Annotated in this window: 13 protein-coding genes and 1 riboswitch; of the genes, 4 read left to right on the top strand and 9 right to left on the bottom strand. The window is 70.7% G+C overall.

What is annotated here, in order from left to right:
• The first annotated feature begins 188 nt into the window (after positions 1-188).
• A complete protein-coding gene (locus tag ACZ6W9_RS14195; RefSeq protein ID WP_389962995.1) occupies positions 189-701 on the top strand; it encodes a GNAT family N-acetyltransferase in 513 nt (170 codons plus the stop codon).
• Between the two features lie 20 nt (positions 702-721).
• Here the strand turns inward: ACZ6W9_RS14195 and ACZ6W9_RS14200 are convergent, their stop codons facing one another.
• From ACZ6W9_RS14200 to ACZ6W9_RS14210, 3 genes are all read right to left on the bottom strand, one after another.
• Positions 722-1,732, bottom strand: coding sequence for a phosphotransferase family protein (locus ACZ6W9_RS14200; RefSeq protein WP_389962998.1), 1,011 nt, complete (start codon positions 1,730-1,732; stop codon positions 722-724).
• 9 nt (positions 1,733-1,741) lie between these two features.
• On the bottom strand, positions 1,742-2,638 hold the full coding sequence (locus ACZ6W9_RS14205; protein ID WP_470118033.1) for an aldose 1-epimerase family protein: 897 nt from the start codon (positions 2,636-2,638) through the stop codon (positions 1,742-1,744).
• A gap of 281 nt (positions 2,639-2,919) precedes the next feature.
• The gene (locus tag ACZ6W9_RS14210) at positions 2,920-3,423 is read right to left on the bottom strand and encodes an RNA-guided endonuclease InsQ/TnpB family protein (RefSeq protein WP_389963004.1); all 504 of its coding nucleotides are present in this window, start codon (positions 3,421-3,423) and stop codon (positions 2,920-2,922) included.
• A 22-nt stretch (positions 3,424-3,445) separates the two neighbouring features.
• Here ACZ6W9_RS14210 and ACZ6W9_RS14215 point away from each other — a divergent pair, with 22 nt between their 5' ends.
• Positions 3,446-4,138, top strand: coding sequence for a hypothetical protein (locus ACZ6W9_RS14215; RefSeq protein WP_470118036.1), 693 nt, complete (start codon positions 3,446-3,448; stop codon positions 4,136-4,138).
• 176 nt (positions 4,139-4,314) lie between these two features.
• Here ACZ6W9_RS14215 and ACZ6W9_RS14220 read toward each other — a convergent pair whose 3' ends face one another.
• The 6 genes from ACZ6W9_RS14220 to ACZ6W9_RS14245 all read right to left on the bottom strand — a co-directional run bounded on the left by ACZ6W9_RS14220 (position 4,315) and on the right by ACZ6W9_RS14245 (position 11,226).
• On the bottom strand, positions 4,315-5,322 hold the full coding sequence (locus ACZ6W9_RS14220) for a LacI family DNA-binding transcriptional regulator (RefSeq protein WP_389963565.1): 1,008 nt from the start codon (positions 5,320-5,322) through the stop codon (positions 4,315-4,317).
• A 33-nt stretch (positions 5,323-5,355) separates the two neighbouring features.
• Positions 5,356-6,780, bottom strand: a complete 1,425-nt coding sequence (locus ACZ6W9_RS14225; protein ID WP_362944278.1) for a GH1 family beta-glucosidase — start codon at positions 6,778-6,780, stop codon at positions 5,356-5,358.
• A complete protein-coding gene (locus tag ACZ6W9_RS14230; protein ID WP_389963010.1) occupies positions 6,777-7,658 on the bottom strand; it encodes a carbohydrate ABC transporter permease in 882 nt (293 codons plus the stop codon). Before ACZ6W9_RS14230 ends, ACZ6W9_RS14225 begins: the two co-directional genes overlap by 4 nt.
• Complete coding sequence (locus ACZ6W9_RS14235; protein ID WP_389963013.1) at positions 7,655-8,632, bottom strand: carbohydrate ABC transporter permease; 978 nt, start codon at positions 8,630-8,632, stop codon at positions 7,655-7,657. The genes ACZ6W9_RS14230 and ACZ6W9_RS14235 overlap by 4 nt, the downstream gene beginning before the upstream one ends.
• A gap of 80 nt (positions 8,633-8,712) precedes the next feature.
• On the bottom strand, positions 8,713-10,059 hold the full coding sequence (locus ACZ6W9_RS14240) for an ABC transporter substrate-binding protein (protein ID WP_389963016.1): 1,347 nt from the start codon (positions 10,057-10,059) through the stop codon (positions 8,713-8,715).
• 480 nt (positions 10,060-10,539) lie between these two features.
• Complete coding sequence (locus tag ACZ6W9_RS14245) at positions 10,540-11,226, bottom strand: CHAP domain-containing protein (protein WP_389963019.1); 687 nt, start codon at positions 11,224-11,226, stop codon at positions 10,540-10,542.
• Between the two features lie 18 nt (positions 11,227-11,244).
• Positions 11,245-11,382: riboswitch (cyclic di-AMP (ydaO/yuaA leader) on the bottom strand.
• A gap of 450 nt (positions 11,383-11,832) precedes the next feature.
• Here ACZ6W9_RS14245 and ACZ6W9_RS14250 point away from each other — a divergent pair.
• Positions 11,833-12,870: a hypothetical protein gene (locus ACZ6W9_RS14250; RefSeq protein ID WP_470118039.1), complete on the top strand. Its 1,038-nt coding sequence runs from the start codon at positions 11,833-11,835 to the stop codon at positions 12,868-12,870.
• A gap of 11 nt (positions 12,871-12,881) precedes the next feature.
• Positions 12,882-14,066, top strand: a complete 1,185-nt coding sequence (locus ACZ6W9_RS14255) for a DUF6716 putative glycosyltransferase (RefSeq protein WP_470118041.1) — start codon at positions 12,882-12,884, stop codon at positions 14,064-14,066.
• Positions 14,067-14,113 lie beyond the last annotated feature (47 nt).

Below are 14,113 nucleotides of genomic sequence, written 5' to 3' on the forward strand. Positions count from 1 at the left end.
CCGCCGACCCGCCGACCCGCCGACCCGCCGACCCGCCGACCCGCCGACCCGCCGACCCGCCGACCCGCCGACCCGCCGACCCGCCGACCCGCCGACCCGCCGACCCGCCGACTCCGTGCGGCCGTGCGGCTGTGCGGTCGTCCTCCCGGGGGACGTACCCGGCGTCCCGGCCGCGATAGAAATCCGGAATGACTGTTTACGCGACCGAGCGGCTCATCGTCCGCGAGTGGACTCACGACCCGGCCGACCTCGACCGGATGACCGACATCTACACCCGGCCGGAGGTCCTCCGCTGGCTGCCGCCCTTCACCTTCGAGGCGGCCCCCGCGGTGGACGGCTGGCACGCCTTCCACGAGCGGGACCGCAGGTTCGGCTCCTGGGCGGTCGAGGTCCGTGACACCGGGGTGGCCGCCGGGACCGTGCTGTTCCGGCCGATCCCCGGCGGCGACGGGGAGGTCGAGGTGGGCTGGCACCTCCACCCCGACTCCTGGGGCAACGGCTACGCCACCGAGGCGGCCCGGGGCGCGGTCGAGCGCGGGTTCGCCTCCGGGCTGGAAGAGGTGTACGCGCTGGTCAAGCCGGACAACGACGCCTCCATGGCCGTCTGCCGGCGGCTCGGGATGACCCCGCAGGGCCGTACCACGCGCTTCTTCGGCATGGAGTCGGAGATGTTCCGCCTCGCCCGCGACCGCCGCTCCTAGGCGCTCAGGCGCTCAGGCGGTCAGGCGGTCACGGCGGACGGGGACCGGCCGGAGAGCGCGTCCAGGGCCCCGGTCAGCTCAGCGGCCGCCTGGGCGCGGAGCGGGGCGTACTCCTCCTCGGGATACTGCCGGGGCCCCTCCTCCACGAGCAGGATCAGGGCGAGGTAGAGGCGGTAGAGGGTGATCCGGGTGCGCGCGGCGTCGGTGAACGCGACCGTTCCGCCTGCATCCCGGTAACCCGCCACGATCTCGTCCGACTCCTCCAGCTCCCCGAAGATGGTCGGGGTGACGAACTCGGCCAGCGGATCGCCCCAGAACGCCCGCTCGTGGTCGATGAGCGCCTGGATGCGGGGACGGCCTCCGGCGGTCGTCAGGAAGACGTTGCCCGGCCAGACGTCGAAGTGGACCAGGCGGGGCTCGGTCACCTCGTCCAGCGCGCCGGCGTTCGCCGCGATCACCCCGGAGATCTCCCCGGCGGGCCTGGGCAGCGACGTCGCGTAGCGGTGCGCGTCCGCGAGGACGGCGCCGGTCATCGTCAGGAACGCCTCCCGCCAGGTGGCGCCGGTCAGGCCGGCGTACGGGTAGCCGTAGACGTCACCGGTGACCGCGTTCAGCCGGGCCAGCAGGCCGCCGAGCTCCCGGCGCACCGCCCGCTCGTCCGTCTCCCCGAGGCCGGCATGGTTCCACGGCACCCCGTCGAGGGCCGAGAGGAACAGGTGGTCGCCGCCCAGCACCGGATCGTCCAGGTCGGCCGCCAGCAGCTCGGCGCACGGCACCCCGGCCGGTCCGGCCAGACGGTAGACCATGGCCTCGGTGCGCAGCAGGCGGCGTTCGTAGCCGAGCTGCTCCATCTCGGGGGGAGGCGCCGTCTTCAGGATCACCTCGCGTCCGTCGCGCAGAGTCAGCCGCCACACGGCGTTGGCGTAGCCGTCGGTCAGCTCCGTGGAGGCGGTGACCCCGGAGCCCAGCGTCCGCCGGGCCAGCGCGTCGAGGTCGGCTCCGGTGAGCCGCCGCTTGGTTCTGCTTTCCATGACGCCGCCTCAGCAGGGGGAGATGGTCCAGGAGGTCTCGGCCTTCTCGCCGGGCCGCAGCACGATCAGGTCGGTGCCGGAGTTGAAGGCGTCGGGCGGGCAGGTCATCGGCTCGACCGCCAGCCCGCGGTGGCCGAGGCCGGTGCCGGTGCACACCTGCACCCAGGGCAGCACGGAGGCGTCCCAGCGCACCTCGACCCCGCCCTCGGGGCCGCGCAGCCGTACCGTGGCCTGACCGGAGTCATCGGCGGTGAGGCCGGTGAAGGCGTGGTCCACGGCGGTGTCGCCCACCACGCGCGGGACCGTGAAGTCGTACGGCGTGCCGGAGACGTCCTCCAGCGCGCGCGGCAGCAGCCGGTCGTCCACCAGCAGCACCCTGCCGGCGGGTACGTGCAGCTCGTACCGCTCGACGTCGTCGCCCGCCAGCAGCCACGGGTGCGGGCCGCAGCCGTAGGGGGCGGCGGCGTCGCCGGTGTTCTCGGCGGTCAGCGTGGTGGTCAGCCCGCCGGGGGCCAGCGAGTAACGCACCTCCAGGGCGACGGTGAACGGGTAGCCGGGGGTGGGGGTGATCGTGTGGGCGAGCCGGACGAACCCGTGCTCGTCCTCCACCGACAGCCACTCCACCGCCTTCCAGTCGGCCTCGGCGACCAGCCCGTGCAGGGCGTTGCCGCGGTCCTCCTCGTTCACCGGCAGCCGGTGCTCCTCGCCTTCGAAGGTGTAGCGGGCGCCTCCGACGCGGTTGGGCCAGGGGGCGAGGAGGGTGCCGCTGTAGTAGGGGATCGGCCCGTCCGCGGGCCAGGAGACCACGAGGTCGCGCTCGCCGTCGCGGAGGACGCGCAGGGCGGCGGACCGCTCGGTGATCTCGGCGTGCAGGGTGCCGCTGCGGAGGGTGAACTGCCGGGACAAGGGGAGATCCTTTCGGTCGGGCGGGCGGTGCGGACGCCCTGCCCCATTTTCGCAGCCCGGCCACCGCCGGGACCGTCGCAACATGGATGGGAGCGCTCCCATGACGGTCCAACGTTAGGGACAGCCGCGGCGGCGGTCAACGGCCGGTGATCACCGGACGGATACACGCCCGCGTGTATCCGATCGGTCCTGGCCGCCGGGGCGGCCGGAGTGGCGTATGTCAGCTTCTCGGCCCTGAAGGACCGAGCTTGCAGCTCCTCACCGTCGATGGGTTCGACGGTTCAGGCCGCGTGCGGCCGGCTGACGGCGGCCCAGCCCGCAACGCCGCGCGAGGCGATGTTGCGGGCCGCGTTGACGTCGGCGTGCTCAGCGAAGCCGCACGACGTGCAGGAGAAGGTTTCCTGGTCCGGCCGGTTGCGCCGGTCGGTGTGCCCGCAGACCGAACACCCTTGGGAGGTGTAAACGGGGTCGACGTGCATCACGGCGACCCCGCTCCGGGCGGCTTTGTAGGCGATGAAGCCTCCCAGCTGGTGGAAGCTCCAGGAGTGCAGCGTGACCCGCTGGGGCCTGCGGAGCCGTACCCGGTCGCGGATGCCCTGGAGGTCTTCCAGGGCGATCCCTTGCCCGGTGCGTTGCGCCTCGGTCACGATGGTCTTGGAGATGACGTGGTTGACGTCGCGGGCGAAGCGGGCCTCCTTGCGGCGGCGCCGCTTGAGCAGCCGCTTGGCGGACTTGGTCTGCCTGGCCTGCAGGCGGCGGCGCAGCTCCCGGTTGCGGTGTCGCACGGCGTTCAGGTGCTTTCCCGCAGTGGCGGGTGCCGTCGCTGGTGGTGGCGATGTTGGCGATGCCGAGGTCGACGCCGAGGAAGGCGTCGGGTTCGGTGACGTCGACGTCGGGGACGTCGCAGGTGGCCGTCAGCAGCCACAGGCCGTCGCGGTGGATGAGGTCGGATTCGCCTCTGCGGTAGGCGATCAGCGCGCGGGCCTGTTCGTCGGAGCAGCCGAACGCCACGCCCTTCATCCGGCCGCCGGTGGTCCAGATGCTCACGGTGCGATCTTCGGCCTGCCAGGACAGGCACCGGTCGTCGAACGGCTGCGCCGCGTCGGGGCGGAAGGCGACCGGCGTGGCCAGGGGCTTGCGCAGCTTCGCTTTCACCTGGGCCTTCACCGTCGCATAAGCGTCGGCGACCTTCTTGATGACGTGCTGGGCGGGCTGGGCCGACAGGCCCATGTCCTTGAGGCGGCCGTAGGTGTGCTTGCGCAGGTCGTAGTTGCCGAACACCTCGGTCTGCCATGCGGTGCGGGAGACGAGGTTGGCCGCTTCGTTGCACAGGCGCAGCGTGTCCGCCAGCGCCGCCTCCTGGGCGGGCGTGGGGAACAGCCGGACCTGCACGACGAACTTCACGCTGTGAAGCGTGCCCGCTCGGTCCGGCCCGTGCGGCGACGTATGCGATTCCTCCCGGCCCTGAAGGACCGGAGCTCCTCACAAATGGTTTGCTGAAGCGGGCCCAGCAGGTTGAATCGCAGAGTCATCAGACCTCCACGCGTTGACGCCGGGCCCGGGGGCCCGGCGGACGTGTCCGGTGGAAAACCTTCTGCGCGTGGGACGCCGCCCACGATGACGCGTCGTCGAAAGGAGACGAGAGGAGACGAGAGGAGGAAGGCCCGCCGGGACGCTCAGGCCGAGTCGCGCTCGACCAGGTGGGTGTCCAGTATCACGACGGGCTGTTCCAGGCGTTCGCCGTTGATGCGGGCGACGAGGAGGTGGGCCATCTGCCGGCCCATCGCCTCCGTCGGCTGGTGGACGCTGGTGAGCGTGGGGGAGGAGTGCGCGCCGGCGGCGGAGTCGTCGAATCCGATCACCGCCACGTCCGACGGGACCGCCCTGCCCTCCTCACGCAGCACCCGCATGGCCCCCAGGGCCATCGGGTCGGAGGCGGTGAACACGGCGTCCAGATCGGGGTGGTCGGCCAGCAGGCGGATCGTCGCCTCCATGCCGCTCTCCTCACTGAAGTCGCCGTAGGCCACGATCTCCGGCAGGCCGGTGGCCAGCAGGGCGTCGCGGTAGCCGGCGAGCCGGTCGACGCCCACACCCATGTCCTGCGGACCGGCGATGGTGGCGATCCTGGAACGGCCCTTGCCCAGCAGGTACTTGACCGCCTGCCGGGCTCCGGCCCGGTTGTCGACGTCGACGTAGCTGTACGGGGTCAGGCCGACGGGGCGGCCGCCGATGACGGTCGGCACGCCCATCGCCTCCAGGCGTTCGGGCAGCGGGTCGGCGCCGTGCAGCGAGATCAGCAACACCCCGTCGACGTGCTGGCCGGTGAGGTAGTGCTCCAGCCGCTCGTGCTCCTGCTTCGACTGCGCCATCGCGAGGATAAGTTGCAGACCGGTCTCGGATAGCGCCGAGCCGATGCCGCGGATGGTCCCGGCGAAGTAGGGTTCGTCGAAGACGCGGAACTCCGACTCCGAGACCACCAGCGCGACCGTGTCGGTGCGCCGGGTGACCAGTGCGCGAGCCGCCCGGTTGGGGACGTACCCCAGTTCCTCGATGGCCTGCTGCACCGCCTCACGAGCCTTCTCGCTCACCTTGGGTGAGCCGTTGATGACCCGTGACACGGTGCCGCGGCCGACACCGGCCAGTGCCGCGACCGCCTCAAGCGTCGGACGACGGTCGCCGTTCATGTTGCCTGCCCCCATGAATGATTCGCCGGCCCCTTATTCTGCCGGACCGTTCAGGCCTCCGCGCCTGATGGTCCCGGCATACCAGAGAGCACTCTCCTTGGGAATACGCTCCTGGGTCGCATAGTCGACGCGGACCAGGCCGAATCGCTTGTCGTATCCCCACGCCCACTCGAAGTTGTCCATCAGGGACCAGGCGAAGTAGCCCTTCAACGGCACCCCCGCCTCGATCGCCTCGTGGCAGGTGCGCAGGTGCGACTCGATGTAGTCCACCCGCTCGCGGTCGTGGACCACGCCGTCGTCGCCCACGACGTCCTCGAAGGCGGCGCCGTTCTCGGAGATGACCAGCGGCACGCTCGGGTACTCCCGGGCCAGCCGCAGCAGGATCTCCTGCAGACCGGTGTGGTCGATCTCCCAGCCCATGGCGGTGACCGGCCGGCCCGCCTGGACGAACGACACGGCCTCGCTGCCGACCCAGGGCGAGCCGCTGTCGGTCGGCGCCGCCGCCGCCGACGCCGCGCCGCCGGGGACGCCGGAGACGGTGAAGCGGCTGTAGTAGTTGACCAGCAGCATGTCGATCGGGGTGGAGACGATCTCCATGTCCCCGTCCTCGGTGAAGTCCGCCATCCCGTCGAGGTCGATCAGCACGTCCTCGGGGTAGGCGCCCTTGAGCAGCGCGTCCAGGAAGAAGCGGTTCTGCAGGCCGTCGATGCGGCGGGCGGCGTCCCGGTCGGCCTCGGACTCGGTCTGCGGGGAGATCGCGTAGAGGTTGACGCAGCCGCCGATCCTGCTGTCGGACCGCTGGGCCCGCATGGCCTGGGTGGCCAGGCCGTGCGCGAGCAGCAGGTGGTGGGCGGCCCGCACCGCCTGGGCCGGTTCGCGCCGTCCCGGGGCGTGCTCGCCGGAGGCGTAGCCGAGGAAGGCCGCGCACCAGGGCTCGTTGACCGTGCTCCAGTTGCGCACCCGGTCACCGAGGGCGTCGTGCACGGCCGCCGCGTAGTCGGCGAAGCGCTTCGACGTCTCCCGCGACGGCCAGCCGCCCGCGTCCTCCAGAGCCTGGGGCAGGTCCCAGTGGTAGAGCGTCACCCACGGGTCCACGCCCCGCTCCAGCAGCTCGTCGACCAGGCGGCTGTAGAAGTCGAGGCCCCTGGGGTTGATCGGGCCGGAGCCGTCGGGCTGGATCCGCGGCCAGGAGATGGAGAAGCGGTAGGCGCCGAGGCCGAGGTCGGCCATCAGCCGCACGTCGTCGCGGTAGCGGTGGTAGTGGTCGATCGCCACGTCGGCGTTCTCGCCGTTGACGATCCGGCCGGGCTGGCGGATGAAGGTGTCCCAGATGGACCGGCCGCGCCCGTCCTCTTCGAGGGCCCCCTCGATCTGGTAGGCGGAGGTGGCCGCCCCCCAGACGAAGTCCGTCGGGAACAGCAGTTCCGCGGCCTGTAGCCGTGTCTCTTGCGTGGTCACGCCTTGACCGCACCTTCCATGAGGCCGCCGACGATCTGACGACCGAACGCGACGAAGACGATGAACAGGGGGAGGACCGAGACCGCCGTGCCGGTGAAGAGCATGACGTAGTCGGTGCCGTGGGCCTGGTTGAGCGCGGCGATCGAGGTCTGCACCACCGGGTTGTCGGGGGTCAGCACGATCAGCGGCCACATGAACTCGTTCCAGGTCTGCATGAAGACCAGGAGGGCGAGCACCGCCATGCCGGGCCGCAGCGCGGGCAGGATGACGTTGGCGTAGATCCGCATGGTGGAGGCGCCGTCGACCCGGGCCGCCTCGACGAGCTCGTCGGGCACCGCCTGCTGGGTGTACTGGGTCATCATGAAGACGCCGAAGCCGTTGACGAGGAACGGCAGGATCACCGCCTTGATCTGGCCGGTCCAGCCGAGGTCGACCATGAGCTGGTACAGCGGCACCACACCCATCTGCTGGAGCGGCACCATCATCGTCACCAGGATCAGGCCGAGCAGGATCTTGCCGCCCTTGAAGCGGAGCTTGGCGAAGGCGAAACCGGCCAGGGTGGAGATGAGCACGACCGAGACGGTCACGGTGACCGCGATGATCGCCGAGTTGGTCAGACCGAGGAGGAAGTGGGCGTCCTCGGTGTTCAGCAGCCGCTCGACGTTCTCACCGAGGCGGCCGCTGGGCAGCAGCGGCGGGGGCACCTCGCTGGCGTCGTCGTTCGTCCGCGTCGCCATGATGAACATGTAGTAGATCGGGAAGGCCGACACCACGAGCGCGAGGGCCAGGACGACCTTCGTCAGCGGGGTCGCGTCCCAGATGCTGTTCGGCGCGGACCCGGTTCTCGCCGGGCGGCTCCGGGCGTGGATCGCCGTCATTTGTTACCCCCGATGCGGCGGGTGAAGGAGTAGTTGATGAGGGTGCCGATGAGGATCAGCGCGAACAGCAGCCACGCCGCGGCGGCCGCGTAGCCGAAGTCGAAGTCGCGGAACGCCTCCTTGACGATGAACATCGCCACCGTCTGGTACTGGCCGGTGGCGCCGCCCGCCATGGTGGGGTTGCCGTCGAACAGGACGGGCTCGGTGAAGAGCGTTAGTCCGCCGATGGTGGAGATGAAGACGATGAAGATGATCGTCGGGCGCAGCATCGGGATGGTGATCTGCCAGAACTGCCGGCGGGCCGACGCGCCGTCGAGGGCGGCGGCCTCGTAGAGGTCCTTGGGGATGGTCTGCATCGCGGCGAGCAGGATGATCGCGTTGTAGCCGGTCCAGCGCCAGTCGACCATCGTGGAGATCGCGATCCACGCCGTCCAGCTCTCGTTCTGCCAGTTGATCGCGTCGACCCCGAACAGGCCGAGGAACCAGTTGATCATTCCGTAGTCGCGCCCGTAGAGCTGGGTGAAGACGACGGCGACGGCGACGACGGAGGTGATCATCGGCAGCAGCACGCCGAGGCGGAAGAAGAGCCGGCCCCGGATGCGCTTGTTGAGCGCGTTGGCGAGGATGAGCGCGAGGACGAGCTGGGGAACCGTCGAGATGACGAACATCGCGAGGGTGTTGACCACCGCGTTCCAGAAGGCCGCGTCGGTGATCAGGGAGATGTAGTTCTCGAACCCGACGAACGACTTGTCACCGGCGAGTTCCCAGTCGTAGAGGGAGACCCAGAGGGTGTAGCCGAGCGGGAAGACGCCGAAGACGGCGAAGAGCAGGAAGTACGGGGAGACGAGGAAGTACGGGGTCGCCCGGAGGTCGAACCTGGCGAGCCCTCCGCCGCGTCCCGAGCCGCGGTGTCCGGGGGATCGGCGCGGGGACCGTGGCCGGGCCGGCGCCGGGGTGTCGACGTGCAGGGTCATCGGTAGCCTTTCAGCGGTGGGCAGGCGACCGGCCCGGCGGCGGGATCACCGCCGCCGGGCCGTGCCGATCGGGACGGGGGTCAGCCCGCGGCCTTGACGCCGGCCTCGACGAACTTCTGCCACGCCTGGTCGTAGGGCACCGAGCCCTGGTCCATGCCCTCCAGCACCTTCTCCACCGAGGTCTTCACCTGGGCGTGCTTCTCACCCAGGAAGACCGGCTGCAGGTCCTTGACCGAGTCGCCGAAGATCTGGCCGGTGGGAGCGTTGTTGAAGTAGTCGCTCTTCAGGTCCTTGACCGCCGGGTCCTCCTGGGCGGTGATGGAGCTGGGGAAGGCATTGGCCTCCTGGAAGGCCATGACGTGGCCCTCCTTGCCGGTGAGGTAGTTCACGACCTCGGCGGCCTCCTTGGGGTGCTTGCTCTGCTTGGTGATCGCCAGGTAGGAGCCGCCCCAGTTGCCGGCGCCGCCGGGAACACCGGCCACGTCCCACTTGCCCGAGTTGCCCTCGCCGGAGTTGTCCTTGATCACACCGACCATCCAGGCCGGGCAGCCCATGACGGCGAAGCCGCCCTTCTTCAGCGCGGCGTTCCACGGCGGGGTGAAGGAGGCGAGCTTGGCGGTCATGCCCGCCTGGCTGAAGCTCTTCACCGTCTCGAACGCGGTCTTGATGGCCGGGTTCGACTCCAGGATGAGCTGGTTGTTCTTGTCGAAGTAGGCGACGTTGCCGTTCTTCGGCGCCTCCTGCGACAGGACCACGTTGTAGAGGGTGTTGGGACCGTCGAGGAACTTCGGGTCGCCCTTGGCGGTGTTGGCGGCCTGGAACTTCTTGCCGACCTCCATGAAGGCGTTCCAGTCCGGCCAGAGCTTGCTGACCTCGTCGCGCTCACCGGGGAGGCCGGCCTTCTCGAACAGGTCCTTGCGGTAGCACATCGCCATGCCGCCGATGTCGGTGCCGAGGGCGAAGAGCTTGCCGTCCTTGTTGATGCCGTTCTCCCACTTGGCGGCGGGGAAGTCGCTCTTGCGCTTGTCCAGGCCGTATTCGGCGAGGTCGACGAAGAACTGCGGGCGGGCCTTCATGAGGCCCATCGCGCCCTCGTCGATGCCGACCACGTCGGCCGCGCCGCTGCCGGCCTGCAGACGCTGCAGGAGCTGGGGCAGGAAGACGTCCTCGAACCGGTCGGTCGGGTTCTCGTGCTTGATCTGGATGTTCGGGTGTGACGCGTTCCAGGTCTCGACGGCCTTCTTGTAGCCGAAGTTCGCGCCGCCGCCGAAGGTCTGCACGGTGATGGTCACCGGCTCGGAGGCCGAGCCGCCCGAGGCGGCCGTGTTCTTGGCGGGCTCACTCGAACTACAGGAGGTGACCGCCAGTGCTGCGGCGGTCATCACCACGACGGCGGCGAGCTTGCCGTGCCGCTTGGTGTTCAACATTCCGGACCCCTCTCAGGTGGTCGCCCGAATCGATTGGGAGGTGACATCGCGAACCGGCCCCCGACGAACGCGATCGGCGATGGGTTGCGCGCGGGCAGCTTTTGGGAGCGCTCCCACGAAGACTGGACGATGGGCAACCGGCGCGTCAATATGCCGAAACGTAACCGTTACATCGCGGGTGTTTCAGCTCGGCGAACAGTCGTTAAGGTGACAAACTGTGCGATCGGGCGCTTGGGAGCGCTCCCACCCCAACATGACACGACGCGGCGAACGCTCACCAACCGGGATCATCCAGTGCATCAGGGATCGTCCGGACCTTCCTCGCGGCGATAAGGTCCCGGCCGGAAAGCCGAAACGGCGACCCGGTCGTGCCGGGTCGCCGTCCGTCGGCCGTAGTCCGCCGCCGGTCCTCGCCGCTCCCGGAGGGACGGGAGCGGACGAGGGGAAGGGGAGAGGGGAACGGAAGACCGGAGTCGTCCGTCAGCCGTTGTAGACCGGGTATCCGTAGCCGTCGACCTGGGCGACCGGCCGGACACGCTCCTCGACCTTGCCGTTGCCGGTGTTGCCCTCGATCGTGGTGATCGTGCCGTCGCCGTTGTCCTTCTTGACGAGACCCACGTGGTCGATGGCGTCGATGTCCTTGCTGCCGCCCCAGTCGAAGAAGACCACGGCGCCGGGCTTCGGGGTCTGACCCCAGCGTCCGTTGTCGGCGAACCACTTGGCGTAGCTGACGGTGTAGGCGTCCCAGCCCATGGTGGGCCGGATGCCGGCCTGCTCGCCGACCCAGGAGACGAACATCGCGCACCAGGGGGCGTTGGCGTAGTCCTGGATCCTGCCGCCGTCGCGGGCGACGGTCTCCTTCGCGCGCTCGCTGGCGAGGTACCAGGCATGGAACTTGGTGCCGCCGCCGTAGGCGTTCTCCGAGACGCCGATCTGCTGGGCGGCGATGTCGAGGACCTGCTGGGCGCTGACCTTGGGCAGGTTCTGGGCCTGGGTCTCGGACGAGGCCGCGGCGTTCTCGGTGACCGACCCGGCCTGCGGGCCGGAGGCGTGGTTGTCGGCGAGGGCGGGAACGGTGGTCACGGCACCGCCGGCGAGGACGATGGACGCGCCCACGAGGGCGCGGACCAGGCTGTGCTTCCCGGGGGTGAGGCGGTTCTTGGCCATGGGAGAGTTCGGCTCCTTGCGTCGCTTCCATGCCGCCTACCGGGTTAGCTGACGGGTTCGGGCTGGGAAGTGCCCTACGGCGCGCGAACGCGCTGATTCACCCCATGAAGTGGTTCCCCGGTTCCGCGAGAGCCGCGGATTCGGCGGCCGCGCCCATCGACGGAGTGATCCGTCGTGATGATGCGCGGTCGGGCAATGTGTCGACGAGAGATGGGTCTGTGGACCTCGGTCCTCATCGCGAACGAGTAGAACGTACGTGCTGCTCCAGGCCGATTGCAAGCTCCCGCATTGCCTTGACTTGGGAAAACGCCGAATATCGGTGATCGTCGACTTCCCGGTCCGAAGATCGGCGACTTCGGGCCAAAGGCTTTCGCAAAAGCCGCAAACCCTTGCGGCACAGGGATTTCCGCACCGCGGGACCGGCGACGCCCCGGTGCGACGGACGATTCTTCCCGGCTGAAGCGCCCCCTAACGTAGATCTTTTTAAAGGGGGATCGTTTTACCTGTTCAGTGCCTTTCCGGGCGGCACGTCGCCGGGCGCGCGTGCTCGGATGTTCATCCGCGGTTCCCGGCCGCGTAAGGCGTCACGGTTACGGTGAGGCGATCGTGAACGGGTCATCGCCCGGCGTGGAGGAGGGGCGGGACCACGCGCGGGAACAGCCTTCGGCCATCGCCTGGGCGGAGTCCCCCCTGCAACTGCTCTGCGTGGTCGAGGCCTGCCACGCCGGGCTGCTCGGCGCCCCCGTCCGGGTGGTGCCCCGTGCCGGCTCGCGCCCGCTGACCGCCACCCGCCGGGAACTGTCCCGCCTCGTCCTTCCCCCGGGGCTGGAACAGGCCGGCCCGGCCCCCGGGCCGCCCAGGCCCCGGCGGGGCATGACCTGGGTGATCGGCGACGCCTTCTCCGGCCGGGTCCAGGCCCGCTGGCTCACCGCACTCCCCGGACGGATCGTGGTCGTCGACGACGGGCTGGCCACGATCAGGCTCCTGGAACTGCTCGCCGGGCCCCTTGGCAGGCCGCTGCTACGGGCCCGGGCCACCGCGGGCCCGTCGCGCTCCGTCCTCGGCGTGGCGGCCGGTCTGCGACTGCGCTCGGCCGCCCGGTCGGGCCGGCTGACGGTCTTCACCGCGATGCCCATCCCGGACGACCTGGCGCGCGCCGTACGCGGCAGGGGAGCCGAACTGGTCGTCCACGACTTCACCTGGCTGCGCGCGCAGCCACTGCGCCGGCCCCGGCCGCAGGAGCCCACGGTCGTCCTCGGCACCTCACTGGTGCGCAACGGCCTGATCCACCGCGACCGCTACCTCACCTGGCTCGCCGGGGTGGGCGCGGCCGGGCCGATGGCCTATTTCCCGCACCGCCGGGAGGACCCCGGCGACCTCGAACGGATCGGCGCGCAGCCCGGCGTCACCGTCTACGACGCCGGGGCCCCCGCCGAGATGACCCTGCGGGGACTGGACGCCGGGCAGCGGGTGCTCAGCCTGCCGTCCACCGCCGTCACCTCGCTACGTGTCCTGCTGGCACCCCGGGGCGTCACCGTGGAGGCGGTGGACGTCCCCGACGACTGGTGGACCGCCCTGGCGGCGCCCTCCCTCCGCTCACACCTGTCGATGTCCGCTCCTCACGACACCGGAGTCAAAAAGTGAAGGTCCTGGCCGTGGCCGACTCGGATTCCTATCTGAAGTGGGCCGCCCACCTGCTCGCGGGCCTTCCCGGCGGCTGTACGGCGGAGCTCGCGGTGATCCGTACCCCCATCGCACCCTCGCCGGCGCAGATCCGCGCGGCCGTCACCGGGGTGGCCGCCGACCCTCCCGTGCTGTCGGCGCGGGCGCTGCGCCGGGCGGCCGAACGGCTGCGGCCCGACGCGGTGCTGGCCGCCTGCACCGGCCCGGTGGTCGACGTGCTGGTCGGCGAGGTGCTCGCCGGCCTCTCGCCCAGGCCGGTGTTCGTCTCCGGGCTGCCCGGCATCTCCGTCCCCGCCACCGAGAAGGCATGGCTGTTCCGCAGCGGCTGCGACCTGTTCGTCCTGCACAGCGGCCGGGAGGTGGCGGAGTTCACCGAACTCGGCCGGAGACTGGGCGGCGGCGGCGCGGTCGGCCTGGCCCGGCTGCCGTTCCTGCCCGCGGGGCAGGCCCCGCCCCCCGCCGGGCCGCGCGACCGCGTGGTGTTCGCCGCCCAGGCCAAGGTGCCCAGGCGCAGAGAGGACCGGGAACGGATCCTGCTGTCCCTGGCGGAGCTGGCCGGGCGGCGGCCGGACCTGGACGTCGTGGTCAAGCTCCGCGCCCTCGACGACGAGCGGCAGACCCACGCCGAGCGGCACCCCTACCGGCGGCTGTGGGAGGAACTGGCCGGGCGGGACGCGGTCCCCGCCGGCGCGGTGCGGTTCGAGGCCGGCCCGATGCGCGACCACCTCGCCCGCGCGGCGGGGTTCGTCACGGTCAGCTCGACCGCCGCGCTGGAGGCGATCGCCTGCTCCGTCCCCCTGCTGGTGCTGTCGGACTTCGGGGTCGGCGCCGAGACGATCAACCTCGTCTTCGAGGGAAGCGGACTGCTCGGCACCCTCGAAGACCTGGCCGCGGGGCGCTTCCTCACCCCGGACGGGGAGTGGTGCCACGCCAACTACTTCCACCCCGGCGGGCTGGACGACTGGACCTCCCACCTGGTCACCCTGGTCGGCATGGCCCGCTCGGGACGCCTGGTCCCGGCCCGCTCCCTGCTCGACGGGCCGGCGTACGCCGCCGCCCGCCGCCGCGCCCGGTTGCGCGTCGAGGTCCCGCCCAGGGTGCTGCGCGCCGGGCGCCGTTTTATGGCGACGCTGCGCGTCGCGGCTCGGGGCTCTTGATCCGGTGTCTTGCGGTTCTCATGGCGACGCTGCGCGTCGCGGCTCGG

Source organism: Streptosporangium sp. NPDC053982 (genome assembly GCF_055585205.1).